Origin of the sequence: Enterococcus sp. DIV2453a (assembly GCF_050533535.1) — a bacterium.
Classification (GTDB): domain Bacteria; phylum Bacillota; class Bacilli; order Lactobacillales; family Enterococcaceae; genus Enterococcus; species Enterococcus faecalis.
In genome coordinates this window covers 1,830,658-1,856,480 of sequence record NZ_CP172899.1, presented here as the reverse complement: position 1 = coordinate 1,856,480, position 25,823 = coordinate 1,830,658, and the positions used below count along the sequence as shown (strand labels likewise).

Here is a 25,823-nt window from a genome sequence, read left to right as displayed (position 1 = left end):
AAAAAAATGATTTTAATTACTGGTGGAAATGGCCAATTGGGCACAGAATTACGTCACCTATTAGACGAACAAGGAATTGAGTATGTTTCGACGGATTCAACAGAATTAGATATTACTGATGCGGATAGTACGTTGGCAAAAGTGAAAGAAATTCAACCAAGCGTCATTTATCATTGTGCTGCTTATACAGCTGTTGATAAAGCAGAAGACGAAGGCAAGGAATTAGATGAAAAAGTGAATGTAGATGGCACACGTCATGTTGCAGAAGCTGCTAAAGCAGTGGGGGCGACACTTGTTTACGTAAGTACAGATTACATTTTTGATGGAACTAAAAAAGAAGGCGTCTATGCGATTGATGATCAACCGAATCCTTTAAATGAGTATGGTCGGACGAAGTTATTAGGGGAACAAGCGGTACAAGAAATCCTGGACGACTATTATATTATTCGAACATCATGGGTATTTGGTCAATACGGTCATAACTTTGTCTTTACCATGCAAAAATTAGCGGAAACAAGAGACCAACTAACGGTAGTGGACGATCAGTTTGGCCGCCCAACTTGGACAAGAACGTTAGCCGAATTTATGGCATTTGTTATTGCAGAAAAAGCGCCATTTGGTGTTTATCATTTGTCTAATGAAAACAGCTGTAGCTGGTATCAGTTTGCTAAAGAAATTTTAAAAGATACTGAAGTGGAAGTACTGCCAGTGGATTCAACTCAATTTCCACAAAAGGCGCAAAGACCACAATATTCTGTCATGGATTTAAGTAAAACAGAAGCGTTAGGCTTTAAAATTCCTACTTGGCAAGAAGCCTTAGCACAAATGTTAGAAAATGTTCAACAATAAAAAACTTAACTAAAGGGTTTTTGGGTAGAGAGAAAGTGGAAAGGTGTTCTTCTATGAAAGTTCTTTTAATCATTCCTGCTTACAATGAGGAAGAAAATATTTTGCGGACGATTGCTTCCATTGAAACATTTAAACAGGAAGTTACGCATTTTCAACATGAATTGGATTATGTGGTAATCAATGATGGTTCGACAGATAGAACCAAACAAATTTTAGAAGCCAACCAAATTAATGCCATTCATTTAGTGTTGAATTTAGGTATTGGCGGGGCAGTACAGACAGGCTATAAATACGCCTTAGAAAATGAGTATGATGTGGCGGTTCAGTTTGATGGTGATGGTCAACATGATATCAATAGTTTACCTGTCTTACTGGAACCATTAGCAGAGGGTAAATGCGATTTTTCGATTGGCTCTCGTTTCCTTCCTGGAAACGAAGCGGCTTTTCAAAGTACGAAAATGCGCCGTTTTGGTATTCGTTTGTTATCCTTTTGTATTCGAATGGCTTCTGGTAAAACAATTTATGATGTGACTTCTGGTTATCGAGCGGGAAATCGGAAAGTGATTGCTTTTTTTGCAAAGCGTTATCCGACAAATTATCCTGAGCCAGAATCGATTGTTCACTTAATAAAAAAACACTTTGTGATTGTTGAAAGACCTGTCAATATGATGGAACGGCTTGGTGGTGTTTCTTCGATTCGTGCATTGGCTTCTGTGAAGTATATGCTGGAAGTCGGCTCAGCAATTCTGATTGCTGCCTTTATGAAGGAGGGAGATTAATGCTACCAACCGTGTTATGGCTAGCTTTATTTTTATTTGCAATTGGCTTTTTCTTATACATTATTCGAGGAATTAATAAAAATATTTTTCTCCTAAAAAATGCTTTGATTTGGTTATTAATCTCAATTGTCTTAATTATTTTTGCTATTTTCCCGCATTTGGCAGAATGGTTAGCAATGGCCGTTGGGTTTGAAACAACGTCAAACTTTTTATTATCAGCTGCAGTGATTGTCCTTTTAATTATGGAAATTAAAAATTCTGTGTTGATTTCAAAACACGAAAATCGCATTAAAACATTATTGCAGGAATTATCTATCATGAAATCTGAAGAAAATAAAAAAGATCGCTAATGTGTAGTGACCCTTAAAAGTTGGACCTGAAAGTCTAATTTTTAAGGGTCAGCTCAATGAATAGCGATCTTTTTTATTTAAGATTCATAATCACAATGCCGACAATAATAACCACAGCACCAATAAGGGCGTTCGTTGTGATCGTCTCTTTTAGAATCAGATTTGAAGCGATTAAAATAGCAATGTTTGTACAGGCAACGCCTAAAGGAACAATGTAAGAAACATCGGAACGACTAATAATTAACATCCATAAAATAAAACTAATTAAATAACAAAATAAACCTAATAAAGAAATAAGTGAGATATTCATTGAAAAGATTGTTTGTTGGAGTTGGATGTTCAAACTGCTAGAACCTAGTTTAAATAAGACCAGACCAGCAGAAGACAGAAATACGTAAATAATAAAAAGAACCATAATTTCCCTTCTCTCAAAAATAGTTTCCGTGCAAAAAATGCAAGACCTCCATTATTGTAGCATAATCTCCTAAAAATTGGACAAGATTTTTTAATATAGCGAAATCAGTTAAATTTTTCTTTATAAAAAGGGGTCTACTATTGAAAAGCTAGGCGTTTATCGATAAAATAGAAATGTTGTTTAAAATGGCATTTTTGTATCCAAAAATTTTAGATAAAAATAGTTTATTACGGAAGGAATAAGTATATGTTTAAAGAAACATTTTCAATTTTCAAGAATATTTTTCAGAACAAAAAATTGTTATTACAATTTTCATTTAATGATTTTAAGGCCAAGTATGCTGGTTCAGCACTAGGAATTGTCTGGGCGTTTTTAACGCCATTAGTAACTGTTTTGACGTATTGGTTTGTCTTTTCTGTAGGCCTTCGTTCTAGAGCTGGCGACAATATGCCATTCATTGTCTATTTAGTAACAGGGATGGTACCTTGGTTCTTCTTTTCAGATTCGTTATTATCAGCCACGAATGTGTTTCGTGAATATAGTTATTTAGTTAAAAAAGTCGTGTTTAATGTACAAATTTTACCAACGTCTAAAATTTTATCGAACTTGTACACCCACTTGTTTTTCATTCTAATTGGTTTTGTAATTACTACAGCTAACGGTTATTATCCAAGTTTGTACAGTTTGCAATTAATTTACTACTTAGCTTGTTTATTAGTCTTTTTAACAGCAATTACGTGGATTACTGCTTCAACACAACCATTTTTACCTGATATTATGCAATTTATCAATATCATTATGCAAACAGTTATGTGGACATTGCCAATTTTATGGCAACCAACTGGAATGATTGCGACAATCTTAAAAATCAATCCATTATATTATATTGTTCAAGGATACCGCGAATCTTATTTAGGCGGTGCATGGTTCTGGGAACATTGGCAATATAGCTTATATTTCTGGGGAGTTACTATTGTTTTACTATTAATTGGCTCAACCGTGTTTAGACGCTTAAAACCACATTTTTCAGATGTACTATAAGGAGAGAACGACATGTCAGAATATGCAATCGATATCCAACATATTACCAAAACATACAACATGTATAAAAAGCCGTCCGATCGGTTTAAAGAAGCGCTTAGTCCAACCAAAAAATCTTACCACGATTTGTTTTATGCGTTAGACGATGTCACGATGCAAATTAAAAAAGGCGAGATGATTGGCTTTGTCGGCGAAAATGGTTCTGGAAAATCAACCATGTTAAAAATTATTACAGGAGTATTAACGCCAACCTCCGGGTCCATGGTGATTAATGGGAAAATTTCAGCGTTGCTTGAATTAGGTTCAGGTTTTAACCCTGAATATTCAGGATATGAAAATATTTTCTTAAATGGAATGGTCTTGGGTTTTTCCCGAGAAGAGATGGAAGAGCGTGTCCAAGATGTCATTGATTTTGCTGACATCGGCGATCATTTGTATCAACCAGTTAAGACATACTCTAGTGGTATGTTTGTCCGCTTGGCTTTTGCGGTAGCCATTAACGTGGATCCCGATATTTTAATTGTCGATGAAGCGTTGGCTGTCGGGGATTTAGAGTTTCAATTAAAATGTATGGAAAAATTTACAGAAATTAAAAATTCTGGTAAAACAATTTTATTTGTTTCTCACGATGTAAACTCCATCCGCCGTTTTTGTGATAGAACTTTTTGGTTGCAACACGGGAAAGTCGTTGAATATGGAGATACGATGGACGTGACTACCAATTACGAAAACTTTTTGAAAAAGAAATCAATTAAAACAGTTGACCGCGAAGCGACCATGAAAGATGAAACCCCAACGCCAGATATTATTGAAGTGGATCATGCGGAACTTTTAAACGCGGATTATGAACCCTTAGAAATGGTAACGCAAGATGAAAAAGTGATTGTAAAAATTGAATATACTGTCAAAAATGACCAAATTAAGAAGCCTGTTTGTGGGGTCGCTATTCGAACAGTGGACAACCATTATGTCTGTGGCTTAAATACGTTATTAGATGGCGTGCAAATTCCTTGGAAAAAAGGACGGAATGTTTTTTATTTAGAATATGAAAAAATGTCATTATTAACAGGTGAATATTATTTTGATATTGCTTTCTTTGAGGAACATGCAACAGTCCCATTAGTCTACAAAACAAAATACGTGACGATGTTTATTACCGGTCGTTATGCCGGAGAAGGAATTGTCATCTTAGATCATAAATGGAAGGATACGACAAAAGATGAAGTATGATTTTGAAATGGAAACAGACGAGAGTACCAGTGTTGGGAAAATCGTAGCACAAATCAAAGAAAATAGTGATGTCTTGGAATTTGGTCCAGGTAATGGGCGAATGACTAGCTATTTGATGGAAGAAAAAAAGTGCCAGGTCTCAATTGTTGAATTAGACAAAGAACTTTATGATCATGTCAGTCAATTTTCAACAGATGCCTTTTATGGCAATATTGATGAAAATGATTGGGTCGAATACTTTGCTGGTAAGACGTTTGATTATATCGTTTTTGCAGATGTGTTGGAACATTTAATGAATCCTCAAAGCGCCTTAGCAAAAGTCAAACCATTTTTAAAACCAGGTGGTCAAATTTTAATCACGTTCCCTAATTTGGCGCATAATTCGGTCTTAATTGATTTATTTAATAATCGTTTAACGTGGAATGAAACTGGGCTGTTGGATGCTACGCATAAATCATTCTATTTACAAGAAGGATTTGAAAAAGTTTTTGCAGAAGTAGGTTTATACATTGCCAAAGAAGATTTTACATTTAATCAAGTTGGCTACAACGAAATTCCTACGACGTATGAAGCGTTACCTGTAGAAGTACAAGCAGCTTTTAAAGCGCGTCCCTTTGGCGAAGTGTATCAGTACTTTTTTGCCTTGACTGCTGAACCAGTAGAACAGCCAGAGCGAGTGACACCAGTAAATTCATACAATGAAAAAAACGTTCATATTTTAATTAATTGCGGCGAAGAAAAAGAGACTGAGTTGGATCAACCAGTTGATTTACAAAAACCTGAAACAAAACAGTTCCAACTGAAGATACCAGAAGACGTCCAACTGATAAAATTATTCCCAAGTTTAACGGGGGCAATTGTTAAATTATCCATGACGATAGACGGCGAGACAGTCCCAGTCGCAGCCACGAATGCTTTTCTGGTACAAGAGAATATCTATTATTTCTTAGATACGCAAGTACCTGTAATCGAAGTAACCGATGCACAAATGGCAGGCAAAGACCTGACAGTAGCCATTGATTATTTCTTTGAAGGCAACTATTCAGAACGTGAAAATACCTTTATTCATGCACTGTTAGATGAAAGAAATCAATTTTTAGAAGAAATGAATAAACAGACGGAGACTGCCCCTATGCCTACTGGAAAATATAAACGAATCACGTTAACTAAATTTGATAAAATGATTAATTTAACCATCGATGATATTGCTCGCGATGTAGAAAATAACGTTTCTGTTATCAGAGGGTGGGCGTATGACAAACAAACAAATTATCCGCTAAGATTCAGCATTGCAGAAGCTAGTGAATCAGTCACTTATACGGTGGAAACAGAATATCGTCGGGATGTTATTGATATGTTTGAATTAGAAGGCGATCAAGATTATGGTTTTGTCATTACGATTAAAGATCCAGAAGATTTACCAGCCTACACGCTAAACATTGACACCAAATCAGGCCAGAAGGTTCAATACGTGGTGGAGCGTCCAAACATGGTTCAACCAGGCACGAAATTTGATCGAGCATGGCGTTCGATTCAGACACGTGGTTTGATGGGCTCAGTGAAGTGGTACTTTAAACGACAAGAAAAAGCAGAAGCCCCTGTTGACGTGGAGGCAGTTTTAGCGGAAATTAAAACGTTCCAATTTCAGCCTAAAATTTCTGTCGCTGTGCCTGTTTATAATGTCGAAGAAAAATGGCTTGCAGCATGTGTCTCTTCTTTACAAAATCAGTACTATGAAAATTGGGAGTTATGTTTAGCAGATGATGCATCGCCAAGCGAACATATTAAGCCTATGCTAGAAAAATATAAAGAACTAGATCAACGAATCAAAGTTATTTATCGCGAAGAAAACGGACATATTTCAGAAGCAACTAACTCAGCTTTGTCGATTGCTACTGGCGATTTTGTTGGTTTCATGGATAACGATGATGAATTAGCGCCACAAGCATTATATGAAGTGGTCAAAGCTTTAAATACAGACCCAACGATTGATTTTCTTTATACTGATGAAGATAAAATTACAGAAAATGGTCGTCGCTTCAACGCGTTTTACAAATCGGACTGGAATCCAGAACTGATTTTAAACCATAATTACATTACACACTTTGTTGTTGTGAAACGTGATTTATTAGAAAAAGTAGGCGGATTGAACTCAGCATATAACGGCGCTCAAGACTATGATTTCGTATTACGAGCAACGGAACAAGCAACGAAAATCAAGCATATTCCTGGTATGATGTATCATTGGCGTGCCATTGAATCATCGACTGCTCTAAACCCTGAAAGCAAAGGTTACGCCTATGTAGCTGGTCAAAAAGCGGTCCAAGCGGCAACGGAACGCCGTGGCTTAAAAGCACAAGTAGAGATTGCCGAATTTTATGGTTCCTATAAAATTAACTATCTTTATGATCATGTGCCGATGGTATCATTGATTATTACGAATGATACAGAGAATATGAGTAGTTACTTACGTCAATTATTAGAAAAAACTGCCTATACAAATTATGAAATTCTATTGCCTGCACGCTTCGAGAATCAAATAAATATCCAAAATGACCGTCTTCGTTATGTTTCAACAGAAACACGTCATGGCATGATTCAAGCTGCTAAGGGAGAATATGTGGCTTTATTAAATGCTGGATTGGTACCAACGAAAAATGATTGGTTAAAAGAGTTAATGAACATTGGTCAACAAGAGACCTCTGGTTTAGTGACTGGCCGCGTAGTTGACGCACGCTATCGTGTGGAAACAGTAGGAGTATCAGTTGATACAGACAAAGGTCGATTACTTTATCCCGAAAAAGGCACCCCTGGTAAAAGCTTAGGTTACTATTACAGAATTGCTTTACCAAGAAATATTCAAGCAGCAACTGAAGACTGCTTACTATTCAACAAACAACTTTACCTAAATTTAGAAGGAATTAACGAAAACTTAGGAAAAGAATGGATGGGTGTCGATTTATCGTTACAATTTGCTAGCGCTGGTAAACGAAATGTATATGTGTCCTATGCAATTTTGAAAGCAGACGAAAAAATGCAAAACCATGATAAAAAAGGATCTTATAAAGAACTTGCGGAAAAATGGACCGCGGAAGCTTTAGTTGATCCCTACCGAAATCCGAAACATCTATAAGGAGAATGCACATGAATGAAGACATTAAGGTGATCTTTGATAGTATCTATCGCGACAAAGCAACAAATAATTTGACCATTACAGGTTGGGCGTTAGATACAATCACTAAAGAAAGCCCAACTTTCACAATTAATAATGAAAACCAAGTGTCCGCTTATAACATTCAGCGCGTTTTACGTGAAGATGTTAATCAAATTTATCAAACAGAGCCTGCGATTGAAGCTGGCTTTGTTGTTACACTTGAAGGAATTAAACAAAAAAAAGTACTCCCTTTTCATTTTCAATCATCAGCACATGTTGTAACGGTGGATTTTCCCTTGAATAAAAAATATCCAGTGATTCCAGGGACAGAAGATAAAGTGACTCGTCTCTGGATAAAAGCCAAAAAAGGATTTAAGTATATGGCTAAAAATGGTATTTCTCATACCATTCAACGAGCGAAAATTGAGAAACTAAGAAATCAAGCTTCGTATCCTAACTGGTTAGCTAGAAATGAAGTACTAGACATAGAAGCGATGACGCAAGAAATCGCAACATTTCATTATCAACCTAAAATTTCCATTGCGATGCCAGTGTATAATGTTGAAGAAAAATGGCTTCGGTTGTGCATTGATTCTATTTTGAATCAAGTCTATACTAATTGGGAATTATGTATGGCCGATGACGCCTCAACAGATCCCAATGTCAAAAAGATTTTAACAGAGTACCAGCAATTGGATGAGCGAATTCGGGTCGTCTTTCGTGAACAAAATGGTCATATTTCCGAAGCAACCAACTCTGCTTTAGCGATTGCTACCGGAGAATTTGTCGCCTTACTAGACAACGATGATGAATTAGCGATCAATGCTTTTTATGAAGTGGTTAAAGTGCTGAATGAAAACCCAGAACTGGATTTAATTTATAGTGATGAAGATAAGATTGACATGGATGGAAATCGTTCTGATCCAGCCTTTAAACCAGATTGGTCACCTGATTTACTTTTAGGAACCAATTACATTTCGCATTTAGGCGTGTATCGTCGGAGTATTCTAGAAGAAATTGGCGGCTTTCGAAAAGGTTACGAAGGTTCTCAAGACTATGATTTAGTTTTAAGATTTACTGAAAAAACGACAAAAGAACGCATCAAACATATTCCAAAAGTTCTTTACTATTGGCGGATGCTGCCAACCTCAACAGCAGTGGACCAGGGTTCCAAAGGTTATGCTTTTGAAGCGGGGCTAAGGGCCGTGCAAGATGCGCTCGTTCGTCGAGGTATTAATGGTCATGCAACGCATGGGGCGGCTAATGGCTTATACGATGTTTATTATGACATTGAATCTGAAAAGTTAGTCTCAATTATTATTCCAACTAAAAATGGCTATAAAGACGTACAACGTTGTGTTTCATCGATTATTGAAAAAACAACCTACAAAAATTACGAGATTATTATGGCAGACAATGGAAGTACAGATCCCAAAATGCACGAATTGTATGCAGAATTTGAACAACAATTACCTGGCCGCTTTTTCGTTGAATCAATCGATATTCCATTCAATTTCTCAACTATTAACAATCGTGCAGCGAAAAAAGCGCACGGAGAGTATTTGTTATTTTTAAATAATGATACCGAAGTGATTACAGAGAATTGGTTAACCTTGATGGTTTCATTTGCTCAGCAAGAACGGATTGGCTGTGTAGGTGCGAAATTATTGTATCCAAATAATACGGTCCAACACGCAGGCGTTATTTTAGGATTAGGTGGTGTCGCTGGACATGGTCATTATGGTTATCCCCATGGTGACTTAGGCTATTTTGGTCGGTTAGCTATTAATGTTAATTATTCAGCAGTAACTGCCGCATGCTTACTTATGAAAAAAGCAGATTTTGATGCAGTTGGTGGTTTTGAAGAAGCGTTTACCGTAGCTTTCAATGATGTTGATTTATGCCTGAAAGTCCAAGCTTTAGGACGTGACAACGTCTGGCTTCATGAAGCAGAGCTTTATCATTTTGAATCTCAAACTCGTGGATATGATGATAAAGGCAAAAAGAAAAAACGTTTTGAACAAGAAAAAGTGATGATGGAAGAAAAATGGGGACCTTTAATTGAAAATGATCCATTTTATAATCCTAATCTGACAAGGGATATTCCCAACTTTTCATTACGAATTGACTAGATGCAATTGCGGATGACGAAATGGAGCGAAAAGATGGAACAACAACTAACTACAAGAAAAGAAAAACAACCATTACGCAACCAAGCTGAGCAGAGCGCTCGCTTGGTTGATCATTTGTTACGCTGGCGCTATCTGCTAGCGGCAGTCATTTTTATTTTACTGGTCGCCTTTAAAGTCCATGGTAGTTCATTAAACATGTGGGATGCGTATGTTTCTGAATATGCGGATGGTCAAAAAAGTTCATTAATTGCTGGTGAACCAAGAGGTGTTCGCTCGGATGAATGGCTCGTTCAAACCCCATTTAGCCTCTCACAAACACAAACAGGTTTGAAAACACATAATGATGTGATTACGTTAAATGGGCAAGACATGGTGGTAGGTTATAATTCACCAGCGTGGAATTTGGCCACGTTAGCGAAACCTTTTACGTGGGGCTATGTACTATTAGGCAAAGAATATGGCTTATCGTGGTATTGGAATCTTAAATTAATTGGCTTAATTTTATTTTCTTTTGAAATTGGCTTGATCGTCACACGGCGGAATAAATATTTAGCTTTGTTAGCAAGTGTTTGGATTCCGTTTTCTTCGGCCCTTCAATGGTGGTTTGTCTCGCCAGTTGGAGATTTAGTATTTTTTGGCTTAGGTTTTTTAGTGGGAATTTATAATTATTTCTATTATCATAGTAGTGTTCGACGTCGTGTCATTTGTGCGATAACGGCTGTTATTATGGCTTCAGGATTTGTTTTAGTTATTTATCCTGCGTTACAAGTACCACTTGGTTATTTGATTTTATTATTTTTAATTTTATTCTTTTTAGAATTTCGTAAAAAAATTAAGTTGGATAAGTGGGATGGGGTCCTGATAGGTGGGGCACTCTTGATGACGGCGATTATTGTTGGCGGATCGCTATATGGCTCATTGGATTCCTTAAAAGCAGTAATGGATACCGCTTATCCAGGAAAACGGGTAAGTTTAGGTGGCGATATGCCTAAACGCGATATTTTGTTATTTTTAACAAATTGGAAAATGCCGTTTCAAGATGTTCCATATTCAAATAATTCGGAAATCAGTAGTTTTTATCAATTATTTTTTGTTATTTTGCCGCTCTCACCATTTATTTTTTATAAAAAAATCAAAGAAAACATTTACGGTTTTGTCTTATTCGTGTATTGTTTATTTAACTTAGTTTGGATGAGCGTTCAATTTCCAACAATTTTTGCTAAGTTGACATTGTGGTCTTATGTGCCAGAACAACGGGCGATGTTATCCTTTGGGTTTGCCGCTGTGTTATTGAGTTTATGGTTCATCGATTATTTATGGAATCGCCAAGCAAAAATTCCAATGATGGCCTGGTTAGGGGCGCTAGGATTAAATGTTGTTCTGTATTTCTTTGTTTTATATACGGGCAATTTACGGTTATACGTTACACGAATGGACATCATTGGTGTCTTAGTTGTCGCTACCGTTTTAATTGTTGCTTTATTTAAACGTTGGCGCACGTTATTTGTCCTTGTCTTATTAGGAATCATTATGGTTTCTGGTGCCTTTGTTAATCCAATTTCTCGAGGCGTTTCTGCTGTCTATGGAAAAAAATTAGCGGTAGAAGTGGAAGAAATTAACAAAAAAGACCCCAACCAATTGTGGGTGGGCGAACGCTTGATGTATGGCTATTTGCCAATGTTAGGTGTGCATACATTTAACGGTGTTGCTTTTACACCTGACTTAGAGGCTTGGAAACCATTAGATCCAAAAGGAAAAGACACATTTATTTATAATCGCTATGCGCACATCAATGTTGAAGTAGGAAATCAGACCCCTGTTTTAGAGTTGATGCAAAAAGATGCGATTATTGCTCGTTTATCTCCAGAAAAATTAAAAGAATATGGGATTAAATATGCGGTCGTTTATAAACCATTAGAACCGTTAGACACACCAACGATTCATTTTGAAAAATTATATGGACCTGATCAGAACGGGGCATATATTTATCGAATAAACGACTAGTGATTCATTCATGGAATGAGGTTTGAATATGGGAAAAGTATTGAATAGAATCGGTCGACTTATTTTATTAGTTACAATGATCGGCTCGTATACGATGTGGGTCGTAGGAATTGATGCGCCAGTCACAAAATATATGTATGCCAATAGTTCAATTTTATTATTAATAGCAGTAATACTTGTACTGCTATTAAATTGTACGAAATTAAAATTTATTGACTGGCTAACCGTTGCGTTGGCGTTAGCCACCTGGCTCTTGTTTCACTTTACGGAATCAATCCGTCATAGCACAATGCAAACAGATACAATGATTCCTTTAATTATTTTGTTGGTCCTTTGTTTTAAAGTTTGTGTCTTTGATCGTTTGGATCAAACGCTTTTATTAATTGTCTCTTTAGTTGCTTTGAGCGCGACTTTGTATCGGATGTCCGTGGAGTTGCCTCAGTTGATTCCAGCAGACGAAATTTTTAAAGAATCAAATAAACTCGAAAGTATTTGGATTAATACCAATACGATTGGTGCAACATTGATGTTTTCAACAATGATGGCCAGTAGTTTGATCAAAGCATATAGAAATAAGGTTTTTAACCTGCTGCTTTTACCTGTATACATTGGTGGTGTTTTAGGTACATGGGTCAGTCAATCCAAAACGTCTTTTGCCATTTTAGTTGGTTTTATTCTGGTGGATAATCTTTTCCCCAAACGTTTCTTGCAACGTTCGAAAGTTTGGCTGTTTGGTTTTGTCGGAGTAGCTGCATTGGGACCATTGTTGTTTTACTTATGTGCGGAATCGGATACTGTTGATTTATTTACAGGAAGAGAACGAATTTGGCATGAGTTTTTTGCTAAATGGTTATCTGATCCTCAACATATTAAAGTCGGTATGGAGCCTTTTGTGGCCTCATGGAAACCGCTGGGGACACATAATGCTTTTCTATTTACGTTAAGTAATTTTGGTGTCATTGGCTATCTGATTTTATTTGGTTTTTTAGTCAGTATGATTTTATTGATTGGTTTCCGCAAAAAAACATTGGATCGTTTGCAAGTTAGTTTGCTTTTAGGCTTCCTTTTAATCTGGATTCATTCATTTATGGAAGATATTTTATTAGCGCCTCATTGGATGCCGATTGTTTATAGTTTCCTTGGGCTAGCCTTCTACTTCCGGCCAGAGAAAAAACGAGGAAGACATGAAAGACCAACGACGCCTAAAAGAAGAAAACGAATGAAACAAACAAGTCCTGTTAGCAATGAAGAGCGCCCGATAGCACCTGTTGACGAAGAGGGCTGGGACCAACCTGAAGAATTAAGTCGTGTCCAAAGACATCGCAGATAATTTTCATCCTATAGAACTTTCTTGTCCGCTGACATTATGGTAATATAGGGGTTGCATGTTATTACAAATAATGTAATTACTGGAAGTGAAGAGAGGAAGTTTTTAATGACATCAAAAAGTGAATGGAGTAATGCAAGACGAATTGTAATTATTTTAGCAGACGTTTTGCTCTATAATTTATCAATCATCTTAGGGTTTATGGTGAAATTTGGCCGAGAAATTCCTTCATTTAACTTTGTGGCTTATGAAAAATCTGCAATTTACATTTCAATCTTTTTTATCTTTTTGAATTTGTTGTTAGGTGCGTATATTTTTTATAATCGCAAAATTAGTGACATCATTTTTGTCACGGTGATTGGTCAAATTTTAATGACTTTAACGATTATGATTGTGACATTTGCCGGACGTTGGTTTACGTTCCCGCGTTCTGTTTTAGGATATTCCTTTATAATCGGAATTATTGTTCTAAGTCTTTGGCGAATTCTTGTTTATTATCTTTACTTAAAGGTCAGCAATGAGCGAAAAGTTGTTTTGCTAGGTAAAGAAAATCAAGTCATGCGTTCAATTCAAAACTTTATGTCTGATAAAAATAACAAGCATAAAGTAACGAGCGTTGTTGTCAGCAATTACTATGAAAACTTAAAAAAAATTATCGATGAAATCGATATTGTTTATATTTCAAGTAATGTTGATGAGAACGAAAAAGTAAAATTGTATCAATTAATTGTCAAACACAAGAAAAAAATCTTTTTAGATACAAGTTTTGAAAATCTAATTATGTTAAAACCAAACATGATGAACTTTGAAGATGAAAGTATTATCGAAGTCTCAAATTTTGAAATTCAACCAGAAGAGAATTTTATTAAACGTTTATTCGATATTTTAGTCTCTGTTTGCCTATTTGTGATTACCTCACCCTTAATGCTTATTGCAGCGATTTTAGTCAAAGCAACCTCACCGGGACCAGTGATTTACAAACAAACTCGGATTACATTAGATCAACGTGAGTTCTCGATTTTAAAATTTAGAACGATGTCGGCAACAGCGGAAGCAAAATCAGGTCCAGTCTTATCTACAAGTAACGACAGTCGCGTCACTACAGTTGGTAAATACTTGCGCGCTTTACGTATTGATGAGTTGCCACAACTAATCAATGTTATTCGCGGGGATATGTCCATTGTTGGACCACGTCCTGAACGACCATTCTTTGTTGATCAATTTAATCAGGAAAACCCGAATTACTATTTACGTCACAATGTACGTGCGGGGATTACCGGCTATGCCCAAGTTTATGGGAAGTATGCTTCTGACTACAATAGTAAATTGAACTTTGATTTACTGTACATCAAGAATTATTCATTGCTATTGGATATGAAAATTCTGCTTCAAACCATCAAAATTCTCTTTGATAAAGTATCATCAAGAGGATTGGATGAGTCTGAAGAACGTGAAGAATTGACGATGGATTATTGTAAAGAGAATGCTATTAGAATTTACCGTTAAAAGTTTGAGACATAAGTTATTTAAGCTTATGTCTCAAACTTTTTTTGGAAACAAGGAACGTTGAAATAATAAAAGAGCTATGCGATAATATAAACTGTTACATTCTTACATAAAATGCAACGAGGAGTGAACAAATGGAAACAGCACTTGTTTCAATTATTATGCCTATGTACAATGCAGGCAAATTTTTATCAAAATCTATTGAAAGCGTTCTGGAACAAACCTATCAGAATTGGGAATTATTACTCATTGATGATGGAAGTAAAGATGATTCTATTGATATTGCACTTGCCTTTATGGAAAAAGATTCAAGAATCTTTTTACTGAAAAATGAACAGAACATGGGCATTGCAAAGACCAGAAATAAAGGAATTGAAGCTTCAAAGGGACAATATATTGCCTTTTTAGATAGTGATGATTTATGGCTTCCTAATAAATTAGAAGTTCAAATCAAGTGGATGGAAGAAAAAAAACTTTTATTTACATGTAGTTCTTATTTTGTATGTAATGAAGGGGGCAAAATTACTCATGAGCGTAATTTTAGTGAGGGACCACAAACCTATCAAGATCTTTTAAAAACAAATACTATCGGCTGCTTAACGGTCGTAGTCGAATCCAATCTGCTTAAACGCCATTTAATGCCGGATTTAAAACATGAAGATTATGCTACTTGGTTAAACATTTTAAAAGAAATAAATATGGTTTATTTTATTAACGAAAAATTAGCCATTTATCGTAAGCTAACCACCTCTACATCTTCTAACAAATGGAATACAATCAGTTGGGTTTGGAAAATTTTGCGTCAAAATGAACAATTTTCAGTTATTAAAAGTTCATTCTACTTAATGCGTTTTTTATTCTATACAACATTTAAATATGCAAAGAATGAATAGGGAGGAAAAGGAAAAGTGGAACAAACAACACAGACGCAATTAGTAGAAATTCAACAAGTCGTTTTACGCATGTCAAAATATTTTGTGGCTTTTTGTGAAGAACATAATCTAACCTGTTATTTTTGTGGAGGCGGTTGTATTGGAGCAATCCGCAGTCAAGGTTTTATTCCATGGGATGATGACTTAGATTTCTTTATGCCAAGACCAGATTATGAAAAATTAAAAGTGCTTTGGCCTAAATATGCAGATACAGAACGTTATCCATTGTTAGTTGCTTCAAAAACTTATAATGATCATAATTCATTTATGACAATTAGGGATGCACAGACAACGTTTATTAAAACCTATCAAGATGGATTAGCGATTCCTCATGGTATTCCTATCGATATTTTTCCTTTAGATGGTGCGCCAAAAGGAAATTTTCAAAGGAAGAAACAAAAAATTTGGGCATTAATTTATGCTTTATTCTGTTCACAAGTGGTACCAGAAAAACATGGTGGCATTTTAGCAACGGGGAGTCGGGTATTATTGAATATCTTTCCATCGAAAAAGGTTCGCTATCATATTTGGCGCTTTGCTGAAAAAAGAATGACTAAGTATTCCTTCGGCTCCACTCCTTATGTTACAGAATTATGTGTCGGACCACGCTACATGGGTAATATTTATCATTTGGAAGATTTTAAATCTGCTATTTTTGTTCCGTTTGAAGATACAAAAATGCCAATACCAGTGGGCTACAAGCGCTACTTAACACAGGTTTTTGGGGATTATATGCAATTGCCACCAGAGGAAGATCGCCAACCCCATCATGAAGCGCTAATTGTTGATACTAAAAAATCGTACACAGAATATCTTTAAAAACTTCAATTATTTATACTGAGGCTGAACGTTATCTATAAATAGCGTTCAGCATTTTGTTGTAAAAAAATAAATAACATAATCAATGTAATAAAAAGATAAAGTTTAGAAATAAAATAGTAAAAAAAAGTTAGCAAGATTTTCTTGACGTAAGCTAAAATTTATTAGAAAATTATTTGAAACTAGTGCTCATTCTAATCAGTTTTGAGAAATTTCAATTTGAAAAGTAAAAAATTGTTGGTTTCAAGTAAAATTTACATACTATAATTAAATGAGGATTAATTGTAAACAATACGCAAAAAGAAGGGTTAAATAAATAATGAAGAGAATAAATAAAATATCTGTTATTACAATGCTAATGTTGACAGCATTGGTTCCTAGTTCATCAATAGTGTATGCAATCGATGCATCAAGTAGTGAAAGTGCAGAAGAAGTAATTTCTACGGATACAGCAGAAACACTAAACTCTACGTCATCTAGCGGGGAAACTTCGATAGAAAGTTCTTCTAGCACCTCATCTTCAGTTCCTTCGGAAACAAAAAATAGTTTGGACACGAGTGATGCTAAAGACACTTGGCAATCAAAAGATGCTGAAGAAACTTCGGAAACGACTAGTTCTTCAGAAGCTAATAATAAAGATGAAGACGAAATCGTAATAACAGAGGATATGAACAAACCTATGGGATCAGGAATGAAAGGAACGAGAAGAAAAAGAGCCGCATATGCCTATGGTGATCCTATTAGCATAACAGAGGCAAATCGTCCGCCTAAAAACTTTATCGATGTATCTTCTTGGAATGGTAGTTTAAGTGTAGCAAATTATCAAACTATGAAAAGTTATGGGATAGGCGGAGTGGTCGTTAAAATGACCGAAGCGACAACTTATCAAAATCCAGAAAGATTTGCACAAGTTCAAAATGCAAATGCAGTGGGAATAAAAGTATCCGCCTATCACTATAGTCACTTTACAACAAAAGATCAGGCAATAAAAGAAGCAAACTACTTTGCCGATACAGCAATTAATACTGGATTACCAAAAGACACTTTAATGATTAATGATGCAGAAGAAGGTAGCATGAATAATGGACAATTGACAGCTAATTCAATTGCTTTTGCTAATCAATTAAAAGCAAGAGGTTTTACGAATGTATTACATTATTCAATGGCAGCATGGTTTACAGAAGGAGTTTTATCGCCTACACAACTAGGGACTGAAAATATTTGGATTGCTCAGTATCCTTTTGAACCGACTGCAGATCAGTTATGGCACAAAAATGAAGGTTATGCGGCATGGCAATGGTCTTCATTATTAACGATTCCAGGTGTTGATATCGGCGTAGGTGTGTTTGATATTAATGCTGATTACACTGGACGATTTACATCTAGTGGTGGAAAACAGTATGATGATTTAATTAGCCAAAAAAACTACGATTATAACGCAAAAGTAAAAGTAGCGAGTGAAGCAAAAAAACATGATGTATACAATGGAATTTACAATGTCGGTCCAGGAGTTTCTAGTATGGGTAAAGGGGACATATACGCAGGGCAAGCCGCCCATATTACAGGGTATGCGAAGACTAGCCGTGCAGAGTTTTTGCGATTTGCGATTGGAGGCAAAACAATTGGCTGGATGAATAAGCAGGCGTTTACCCCTACTCTCAATACAGCGACTTACACGAAAATGAACAAACAAGGCATTATCGCAGATGCATCAATTTCTAATGGACATGGGGTCTTTAGTAAAGCGAACAATACTGCCGAAGATGGCGAGAACTTGGGACGTGCTTCTCAATATGCCAACCAAGTCGTAACCATTATCCAGTCTGCAAAATTATCTAATGGTCTGACCGCATACCAATTTCAATTGAATGGCAAAACAATCGGCTGGGTAGATAGTCGAGCATTTGGAACAATCTTTGATGATTTAATTAGTCAAAAAAACTACGATTATAACGCAAAAGTAAAAGTAGCGAGTGAAGCAAAAAAACATGATGTATACAATGGAATTTACAATGTCGGTCCAGGAGTTTCTAGTATGGGTAAAGGGGACATATACGCAGGTCAATCCGCCCATATTACAGGGTATGCGAAGACTAGCCGTGCAGAGTTTTTGCGATTTGCGATTGGAGGCAAAACGATTGGCTGGATGAATAAGCAGGCGTTTACCCCTGCTCTCAATACAGCGACTTACACGAAAATGAACAAACAAGGCATTATCGCAGACGCATCAATTTCTAATGGACATGGGGTCTTTAGTAAAGCGAACAATACTGCCGAAGATGGCGAGAACTTGGGACGTGCTTCTCAATATGCCAACCAAGTCGTAACTATTATCCAGTCTGCAAAATTATCTAATGGTCTGACCGCATACCAATTTCAATTGAATGGCAAAACAATCGGCTGGGTAGATAGTCGAGCATTTGGAACAATCTTTGATGATTTAATTAGTCAAAAAAACTACGATTATAACGCAAAAGTAAAAGTAGCGAGTGAAGCAAAAAAACATGATGTATACAATGGAATTTACAATGTCGGTCCAGGAGTTTCTAGTATGGGTAAAGGGGACATATACGCAGGTCAATCCGCCCATATTACAGGGTATGCGAAGACTAGCCGTGCAGAGTTTTTGCGATTTGCGATTGGAGGCAAAACGATTGGCTGGATGAATAAGCAGGCGTTTACCCCTGCTCTCAATACAGCGACTTACACGAAAATGAACAAACAAGGCATTATCGCAGACGCATCAATTTCTAATGGACATGGGGTCTTTAGTAAAGCGAACAATACTGCCGAAGATGGCGAGAACTTGGGACGTGCTTCTCAATATGCCAACCAAGTCGTAACTATTATCCAGTCTGCAAAATTATCTAATGGTCTGACCGCATACCAATTTCAATTGAATGGTAAAACAATCGGCTGGGTAGATAGTCGGGCATTTGGAACAATCTTTGATGATTTAATTAGTCAAAAAAACTACGATTACAACGCAAAAGTAAAAGTAGCGAGTGAAGCAAAAAAACATGATGTATACAATGGAATTTACAATGTCGGTCCAGGAGTTTCTAGTATGGGCAAAGGAGACATATACGCAGGTCAAGCCGCCCATATTACAGGGTATGCGAAGACTAGCCGTGCAGAATTTTTGCGATTTGCGATTGGAGGCAAAACAATTGGCTGGATGAATAAGCAGGCGTTTACCCCTACTCTCAATACAGCGACTTACACGAAAATGAACAAACAAGGCATTATCGCAGATGCATCAATTTCTAATGGACATGGGGTCTTTAGTAAAGCGAACAATACTGCCGAAGATGGCGAGAACTTGGGACGTGCTTCTCAATATGCCAACCAAGTCGTAACCATTATCCAGTCTGCAAAATTATCTAATGGTCTGACCACATACCAATTTCAATTGAATGGCAAAACAATCGGCTGGGTAGATAGTCGGGCATTTGGAACAATCTTTGATGATTTAATTAGTCAAAAAAACTACGATTACAACGCAAAAGTAAAAGTAGCGAGTGAAGCAAAAAAACATGATGTATACAATGGAATTTACAATGTCGGTCCAGGAGTTTCTAGTATGGGTAAAGGGGACATATACGCAGGGCAAGCCGCCCATATTACAGGGTATGCGAAGACTAGCCGTGCAGAATTTTTGCGATTTGCGATTGGAGGCAAAACAATTGGCTGGATGAATAAGCAGGCGTTTACCCCTACTCTCAATACAGCGACTTACACGAAAATGAACAAACAAGGCATTATCGCAGATGCATCAATTTCTAATGGACATGGGGTCTTTAGTAAAGCGAACAATACTGCCGAAGATGGCGAGAACTTGGGACGTGCCTCTCAATATGCCAACCAAGTCGTAACTATTATCCAGTCTGCAAAATTATCTAATGGTCTGACCACATACCAATTTCAATTGAATGGCAAAACAATCGGCTGGGTAGATAGTCGAGCATTAAAAAAATAATAGTGAAAATACTTATTGAATCACACACAGAAAGAGCCTGGGACAAAAATCACTTCAGATTTTTGTCCCAGGCTTAAAAATTGATAAACGGCGGAAACAGTAGCAACACTACGCGTTGCATTGTTCTCAACAACTTCTATGGTGTTTTCTCGACATACGTCTCGTCACAGTCCGGCCGTCAAAAGAGCTAAAGCGTTAAAAGTTGCAATGTTTCACTGTGAAGCATGAATAGATGAAATCATCGTACACTACACTTCGTTTCGATCTCTTCAATTTCTAAGTCTTAAAGGACTAAGAGATTGAAGAATTCGGTGAAGGTCCTTCTTATTCTTCTAAAGAATTTTGGAAAGGGAAGTGCGCCGTAGTCGCAAATTTAAGGAGTACTCTTTTGAAATTCATGCAAGAGAGTAGGTTTTAATGGCAGATTTCCCTAACAAAGTGAGACTACTAGAGAGACAATGGAAACATAGATTAAAAAATTTATTTAGCGACTATCTCATACGTTGGTTCCTCATCAAAAAGCAATAATATGTACTATTGAATTCCTTTATTTTGAAAATATTTCAAGGAAAGTTATTATCTAAAAATTTAATTCATATTAGTTGTGGACTTGTATAACAATTGGAATTATACAACTAGTTTAAAACATAAAGTCAATGAATCAAGGAGTATTCTTATCGTCGTATCTTTTATTTCAACTAAGGTAGGGTTTGTTAAAGAATGTATTATGGACAGGCTCTTAAAGAAAATACTATTTTTGAAAGTTAACAATAATTGAAGAAGATCATTGGGAGCTACATTTATTAGTATAACGATCATCGAAGTAAAGAAACACTTGGTTTGGCAATTCCTATCAATTTTTGTCAAGAACAACAATTAAAAATAAAGTGGAAAATACACTTAATAAAAAGTCAAACTTTCCGAAACCTGTCCAGATTTATATTCATCAATGAGTTTTTTCTTAATCAAATATTTACAGTTCGATTAAGGTCTACGATAAATTATTGAAACTTACTGATAGTTATGAGAAAATGTAAAAGATTGAATGCAGTTTTGGCTGTGTTGATGAATATATAAGTTAAACAAAATTGAAATAAAACTAGTTGTTGACTAGTTAGAGAAAGGATTTTGTATCAAATGATTACAGCTTTAATTATTGCCGGTGGGGTCGGTAAACGAATGGGGCAGGAGATTCCTAAACAATTTATTATGGTAGAGGAAAAACCGATAATTATCTACACATTGGAATCTTTTCAAAAGCATCCACTCATTGATCGAATCTTAGTTGTGTGTAAAAAAGGTTGGGAACAAACACTAGATGCCTATGCAAAAGAGTACCATATTGACAAATTACAATGGATTATTCCAGGAGGAAATTCTGGTCAAGAATCAATTAACAATGGGGTTAATTTCTTAAAAGAACATTCAAATCCAGAAGATACTATTGTTATCCATGACGGGATTCGCCCATTAGTTGATGAATTAGTTTTATCTGATGTAATTGTTAAGTGTCAAGAATATGGAAATGCAGTGACTTCGTTGCCATATAATGAACAAATTTTTGTAAAAGAAACTGAGGAAACAACTCGACAATATATTAATCGTGAAACATTACGTCGCGTGTCAACACCACAAGCCTATAAATTTGAAAAATTAACTTGGGCTTACGAAAAAGCATTCCGTGAGAATATTGGTATTTCTGAATCGTCATACACAAATACTATGATGGTGGATTTAGGCGAAACATTGTATTTTGCTTTAGGCTCAGATAAAAACATTAAGTTAACCACACAAGATGACTTACAGTTATTTAAAGGCTTCTTGAAAATGAAAGAAGAGTAGTGGAGGGATACCATGTTATTTACAGACGATAATTATTTATCAGACGTTGAACGAGTTTTAGAGAAGACACCAGATTGGACGAAAGTAACTAATAAATCTGTTTTTATAACTGGTGCTTCAGGCATGATTGGGACCTTTTTAATTGATGTGCTTATGTACCAAAATAAAACGAGAAATGCGAATATTTCGATCTGGGCGATGGGACGAACATTGTCGCGTTTAGAAGAGCGATTTACTAGTTATCTAGAAGATCCGTTATTCCATATAGTTATCGGAGATGTCACAGAAGAAATTCAGATAGCAGAAGCTTGTGACTATGTGTTGCATTGTGCTAGTAATACACATCCTAAATCATATGCCAGTGATCCAATTGGAACGATTATGACCAATATTGCTGGTACGCAGCATATTTTAGATTATGCGGTCAAAGCGAATAGTGAAAAAGTGTTATTTTTATCAACTGTTGAAATCTATGGAGAAAATCGTGGAGATCTTGATAAATTTACGGAAGACTATTGCGGCTATATTGACTGTAACACGCTACGGGCCGGTTATCCCGAAGGAAAAAGAGCAAGTGAATCATTATGTCAAGCCTATATTCAGAAATATGGTATTGATGTTGTTATTCCAAGAATTAGTCGTACTTTCGGGCCTACGATGTTACTTTCGGATAGTAAAGCTTCTTCTCAATTTATTATGAATGCAGTTCATAAAGAAAACATTGTGTTAAAAAGCGCAGGGACCCAACTATACTCTTATGCATACGTTGCAGATATTGTATCTGCTCTTTTATTTTTATTAGTTAAAGGGCAAAAGGGGGAAGCTTACAATGTTTCAAACGAACATTGCGATATTACGTTACGTACTTTTGCGGAAACATTAGCCAATGTGGCTGGAACAAAAGTGATTCATGGTGAAGCCACCGCCCAAGAAAAACAAGGATTTTCTAAAGCAACAAAAGCACTACTAGACAATCAAAAAATCTACGCATTAGGTTGGCGGCCTCTGTACGACAGTATGGAAGAACCATTAAAACATACAATTAAAATTTTAGAAGGTAGCGGAAATTGATATGCCCAAAATTAGTATTATTGTTCCTGTATACAATGTAGAAAAATATTTAGAAAAATGTGTACGCTCTATTTTAGCTCAAACGTTTACTGACTTCGAATTAATTCTGGTGGACGATGGCTCTCCAGACAGTTCTGGAGCAATGTGTGATCAGTTTGCTGAACAAGATCAACGGGTAAAAGTTATCCATAAAGAAAATGGAGGGCTGAGCGATGCTCGTAATGCTGGAATTGAAATAGCGACAGGTGAGTATTTAGGTTTCGTAGACAGTGATGATTACATTGCAGATGATATGTATGAACTATTATATACAAATATCGTAAAAGAAGATGCCGATTTATCAATCTGTGGTATTTATGATGTTTATGAGGGAAAAGAACCTGTAGAAAAACAACAGCAATATATAGTACTAGATAAAGTAGCAGCAATGAAAATGATTTTAGAAGCTAAAGTTGTATCTGTTCATGCTGTGAATAAGTTATATAAAAAAGAAATTTTTGAAGATATCCGATACCCTGTAGGCATGATTACAGAAGACGGTGCAGTTATTTTATCTATCCTAGAGCATACAGAGAAAATTGTTATTGATACGCAACAAAAATATTATTATTTTCACCGTGCCAATAGTATTTCAAGCAATCTTTTTTCTAAGAAAGATTTAGATACAATCAATGTTTGGAAAGAAAATGAAAATTATATCTTAGACTGGTATCCTGAATTATCTAATGTTGTTCATACACGTGTATGTTGGGCAAATTTTATAGTATTAGATAAAATGATGAATAGTAAGTTAAATAATGAAGAAAAAAAAGTTCAAAAAGAAATTGTTACTTTTTTACGAAAAAATTTTAAATTTATAATGAAAAATCAATATTTTACTATGCCTAGAAAAGTCGGAGCAATCGCACTTCAAATCGGAGTACCATATTATAAGATGATTGCTATATTGGAAGAAAAACATAGGAAAACAAAAAATGAATAAATTAGGAGTAGTATTATGTGGGTAAATAACTTTTTGGAAAAAACGAAATTACCGTTTTTAATAATTTTTGAATTTATGCTTTTATTAAGAACAATTAGTCTTTATAGCTTGTTACCAAGTAAGGTAGATACTCTGGTGTTTGGGTTGATATCAATTTGGGCGATGGTTTATATTCTAAATCAGATGTTTTTTATTCTAAAAAATAAAAGATTTAAACAATTTGATCCGATGTTAGTCATTTTTATAGTCATGCTTTTTTTTGTAACACTCATTCATTACCAAACGTATTTTATAGCTAACCTAAAATTAGTTATATGGCAGGCTATTTTTTTATTAGTTATTTATCAAATTGGTAAAGAACAAGATAAAAAAACATTTAAAGTATTAGAAAAAATTCTTTTAATAGTTTGGGGATTGTTAGTAGTTATCGCTATTTGTATGTTTTTTATACAGTATTCATATACAGCGCCTTTGGATAAAATTTATAATGGCTTAAGAATTGGCTTTTTTGAAAATCGTTTATATGGGGTATTTGCCGACCCTAACTTTGCAGCTACCATTTCTGTTGTTTCAATAATTTTATCGGTGTCATTGCTTTTTCAAACTACTTTGAAAAAGTGGAAATGGTTATTGATAATGAATACTTTGATACAATGGATATATATAACTTTATCTGGATCAAGGACGGCTTTTGTAGAGCTAATGGTAATTATTTTTGTGGGTTCGTTTTTTGTGGTGTATCAAAAAACGACTGAAAAAAAATTAGGTTTACAACTTTTATATTCTATTATTACAAGTATTGGTATGGTCTTTTTTGCCTATATAGCAACGAAGCTAATTGAAAGAGGAATGTTAGCTATTTTAGATTTGTGGAATAACGTAGAATACAAATCTACAACGAACGTTTCAAAAAATCGACCAGATGTTTCTTTGGATAGACCAGACGTAGAAAACAAGACAGATATTTCTAATAATCGTTTTGGACTTTGGAAAAGTTCGTTTGAGATATTTCAGTCAAATATCTGGTTTGGTACCTCTCCTAGAAATTTGGTAACATATGCCCAACACTATTTACCTAATACTTTGATCGCGGTTAAACAACAAACTTCGCATAATTTTTTCTTTTATACCTTAGCGACAACGGGGCTGGCAGGGACTATTCCGTTAATTCTGTTTTTAATTAATAAAATCCTAACAACATTGCAAGTTTTATTTTCAAAAAAAATCAATATTTTTAATGATAATTTTTTGAGAAATGTCTTAATTGTACTGACTATTTTAGTTTCGGCAATGTTTCTAACAGAATTAATTTTAGTTAATAAAATTGGTACCTTTTTATTTTGGCTATATTTAGGTTCTGTATCTAGTCAATTAGTAAAAAACAATAATAAATTCTTATTTTGGAGATAAA

Annotated in this window: 18 protein-coding genes; 17 read left to right on the top strand and 1 reads right to left on the bottom strand. The window is 35.5% G+C overall.

Going from position 1 to position 25,823, the window contains the following annotated elements; translation table 11 throughout:
- Positions 1-6 precede the first annotated feature (6 nt).
- From rfbD to IGK03_RS09125, 3 genes are read left to right on the top strand one after another with little or no spacing between them, the layout of a single operon-like run.
- Positions 7-849 carry a dTDP-4-dehydrorhamnose reductase gene (rfbD, locus tag IGK03_RS09135; protein ID WP_002356895.1) on the top strand — a complete coding sequence of 281 codons (843 nt, stop codon included), beginning with the start codon at positions 7-9 and terminating at the stop codon, positions 847-849.
- 53 nt (positions 850-902) lie between these two features.
- Entirely contained in the window at positions 903-1,628 is a 726-nt protein-coding gene (locus IGK03_RS09130) for a glycosyltransferase family 2 protein (protein WP_010713252.1), read from the top strand.
- Positions 1,628-1,978 carry a DUF2304 domain-containing protein gene (locus IGK03_RS09125; protein ID WP_010713253.1) on the top strand — a complete coding sequence of 117 codons (351 nt, stop codon included), beginning with the start codon at positions 1,628-1,630 and terminating at the stop codon, positions 1,976-1,978. Before IGK03_RS09130 ends, IGK03_RS09125 begins: the two co-directional genes overlap by 1 nt.
- Before the next feature lie 73 nt (positions 1,979-2,051).
- On the opposite strand, the gene IGK03_RS09120 is transcribed toward IGK03_RS09125, so the two are convergent.
- Entirely contained in the window at positions 2,052-2,393 is a 342-nt protein-coding gene (locus IGK03_RS09120; RefSeq protein ID WP_002356899.1) for an EamA family transporter, read from the bottom strand.
- A gap of 246 nt (positions 2,394-2,639) precedes the next feature.
- Here IGK03_RS09120 and IGK03_RS09115 point away from each other — a divergent pair, with 246 nt between their 5' ends.
- The 14 genes from IGK03_RS09115 to IGK03_RS09050 all read left to right on the top strand — a co-directional run bounded on the left by IGK03_RS09115 (position 2,640) and on the right by IGK03_RS09050 (position 25,822).
- The gene (locus tag IGK03_RS09115) at positions 2,640-3,434 is read left to right on the top strand and encodes an ABC transporter permease (protein ID WP_002356900.1); all 795 of its coding nucleotides are present in this window, start codon (positions 2,640-2,642) and stop codon (positions 3,432-3,434) included.
- Between the two features lie 12 nt (positions 3,435-3,446).
- Complete coding sequence (locus IGK03_RS09110; protein WP_002356901.1) at positions 3,447-4,664, top strand: ABC transporter ATP-binding protein; 1,218 nt, start codon at positions 3,447-3,449, stop codon at positions 4,662-4,664.
- On the top strand, positions 4,654-7,797 hold the full coding sequence (locus IGK03_RS09105) for a glycosyltransferase (RefSeq protein WP_010828888.1): 3,144 nt from the start codon (positions 4,654-4,656) through the stop codon (positions 7,795-7,797). The genes IGK03_RS09110 and IGK03_RS09105 overlap by 11 nt, the downstream gene beginning before the upstream one ends.
- A gap of 11 nt (positions 7,798-7,808) precedes the next feature.
- Positions 7,809-9,950 (top strand): glycosyltransferase family 2 protein, encoded by a 2,142-nt coding sequence (locus IGK03_RS09100; protein ID WP_075578702.1) that lies wholly within the window; start codon positions 7,809-7,811, stop codon positions 9,948-9,950.
- Entirely contained in the window at positions 9,951-11,954 is a 2,004-nt protein-coding gene (locus IGK03_RS09095; RefSeq protein WP_002383759.1) for a DUF7657 domain-containing protein, read from the top strand.
- A 28-nt stretch (positions 11,955-11,982) separates the two neighbouring features.
- On the top strand, positions 11,983-13,284 hold the full coding sequence (locus tag IGK03_RS09090; protein WP_202334867.1) for an EpaQ family protein: 1,302 nt from the start codon (positions 11,983-11,985) through the stop codon (positions 13,282-13,284).
- Between the two features lie 105 nt (positions 13,285-13,389).
- Positions 13,390-14,787, top strand: a complete 1,398-nt coding sequence (locus tag IGK03_RS09085; RefSeq protein WP_002356909.1) for a sugar transferase — start codon at positions 13,390-13,392, stop codon at positions 14,785-14,787.
- 134 nt (positions 14,788-14,921) lie between these two features.
- Positions 14,922-15,680: a glycosyltransferase family 2 protein gene (locus tag IGK03_RS09080; protein ID WP_202334866.1), complete on the top strand. Its 759-nt coding sequence runs from the start codon at positions 14,922-14,924 to the stop codon at positions 15,678-15,680.
- Positions 15,681-15,695: 15 nt separating this feature from the next.
- Positions 15,696-16,538, top strand: coding sequence for a LicD family protein (locus IGK03_RS09075; RefSeq protein WP_033625052.1), 843 nt, complete (start codon positions 15,696-15,698; stop codon positions 16,536-16,538).
- Between the two features lie 319 nt (positions 16,539-16,857).
- Positions 16,858-20,517 (top strand): GW dipeptide domain-containing protein, encoded by a 3,660-nt coding sequence (locus IGK03_RS09070; RefSeq protein ID WP_430605037.1) that lies wholly within the window; start codon positions 16,858-16,860, stop codon positions 20,515-20,517.
- 1,137 nt (positions 20,518-21,654) lie between these two features.
- The gene (locus IGK03_RS09065; protein WP_002378508.1) at positions 21,655-22,359 is read left to right on the top strand and encodes an IspD/TarI family cytidylyltransferase; all 705 of its coding nucleotides are present in this window, start codon (positions 21,655-21,657) and stop codon (positions 22,357-22,359) included.
- 12 nt (positions 22,360-22,371) lie between these two features.
- A complete protein-coding gene (locus tag IGK03_RS09060) occupies positions 22,372-23,430 on the top strand; it encodes an NAD-dependent epimerase/dehydratase family protein (RefSeq protein WP_002378507.1) in 1,059 nt (352 codons plus the stop codon).
- Position 23,431: 1 nt separating this feature from the next.
- A complete protein-coding gene (locus IGK03_RS09055) occupies positions 23,432-24,412 on the top strand; it encodes a glycosyltransferase family 2 protein (RefSeq protein ID WP_010713260.1) in 981 nt (326 codons plus the stop codon).
- Positions 24,413-24,427: 15 nt separating this feature from the next.
- Entirely contained in the window at positions 24,428-25,822 is a 1,395-nt protein-coding gene (locus tag IGK03_RS09050; RefSeq protein WP_002401289.1) for an O-antigen ligase family protein, read from the top strand.
- The last annotated feature ends 1 nt before the right edge of the window (position 25,823 follow it).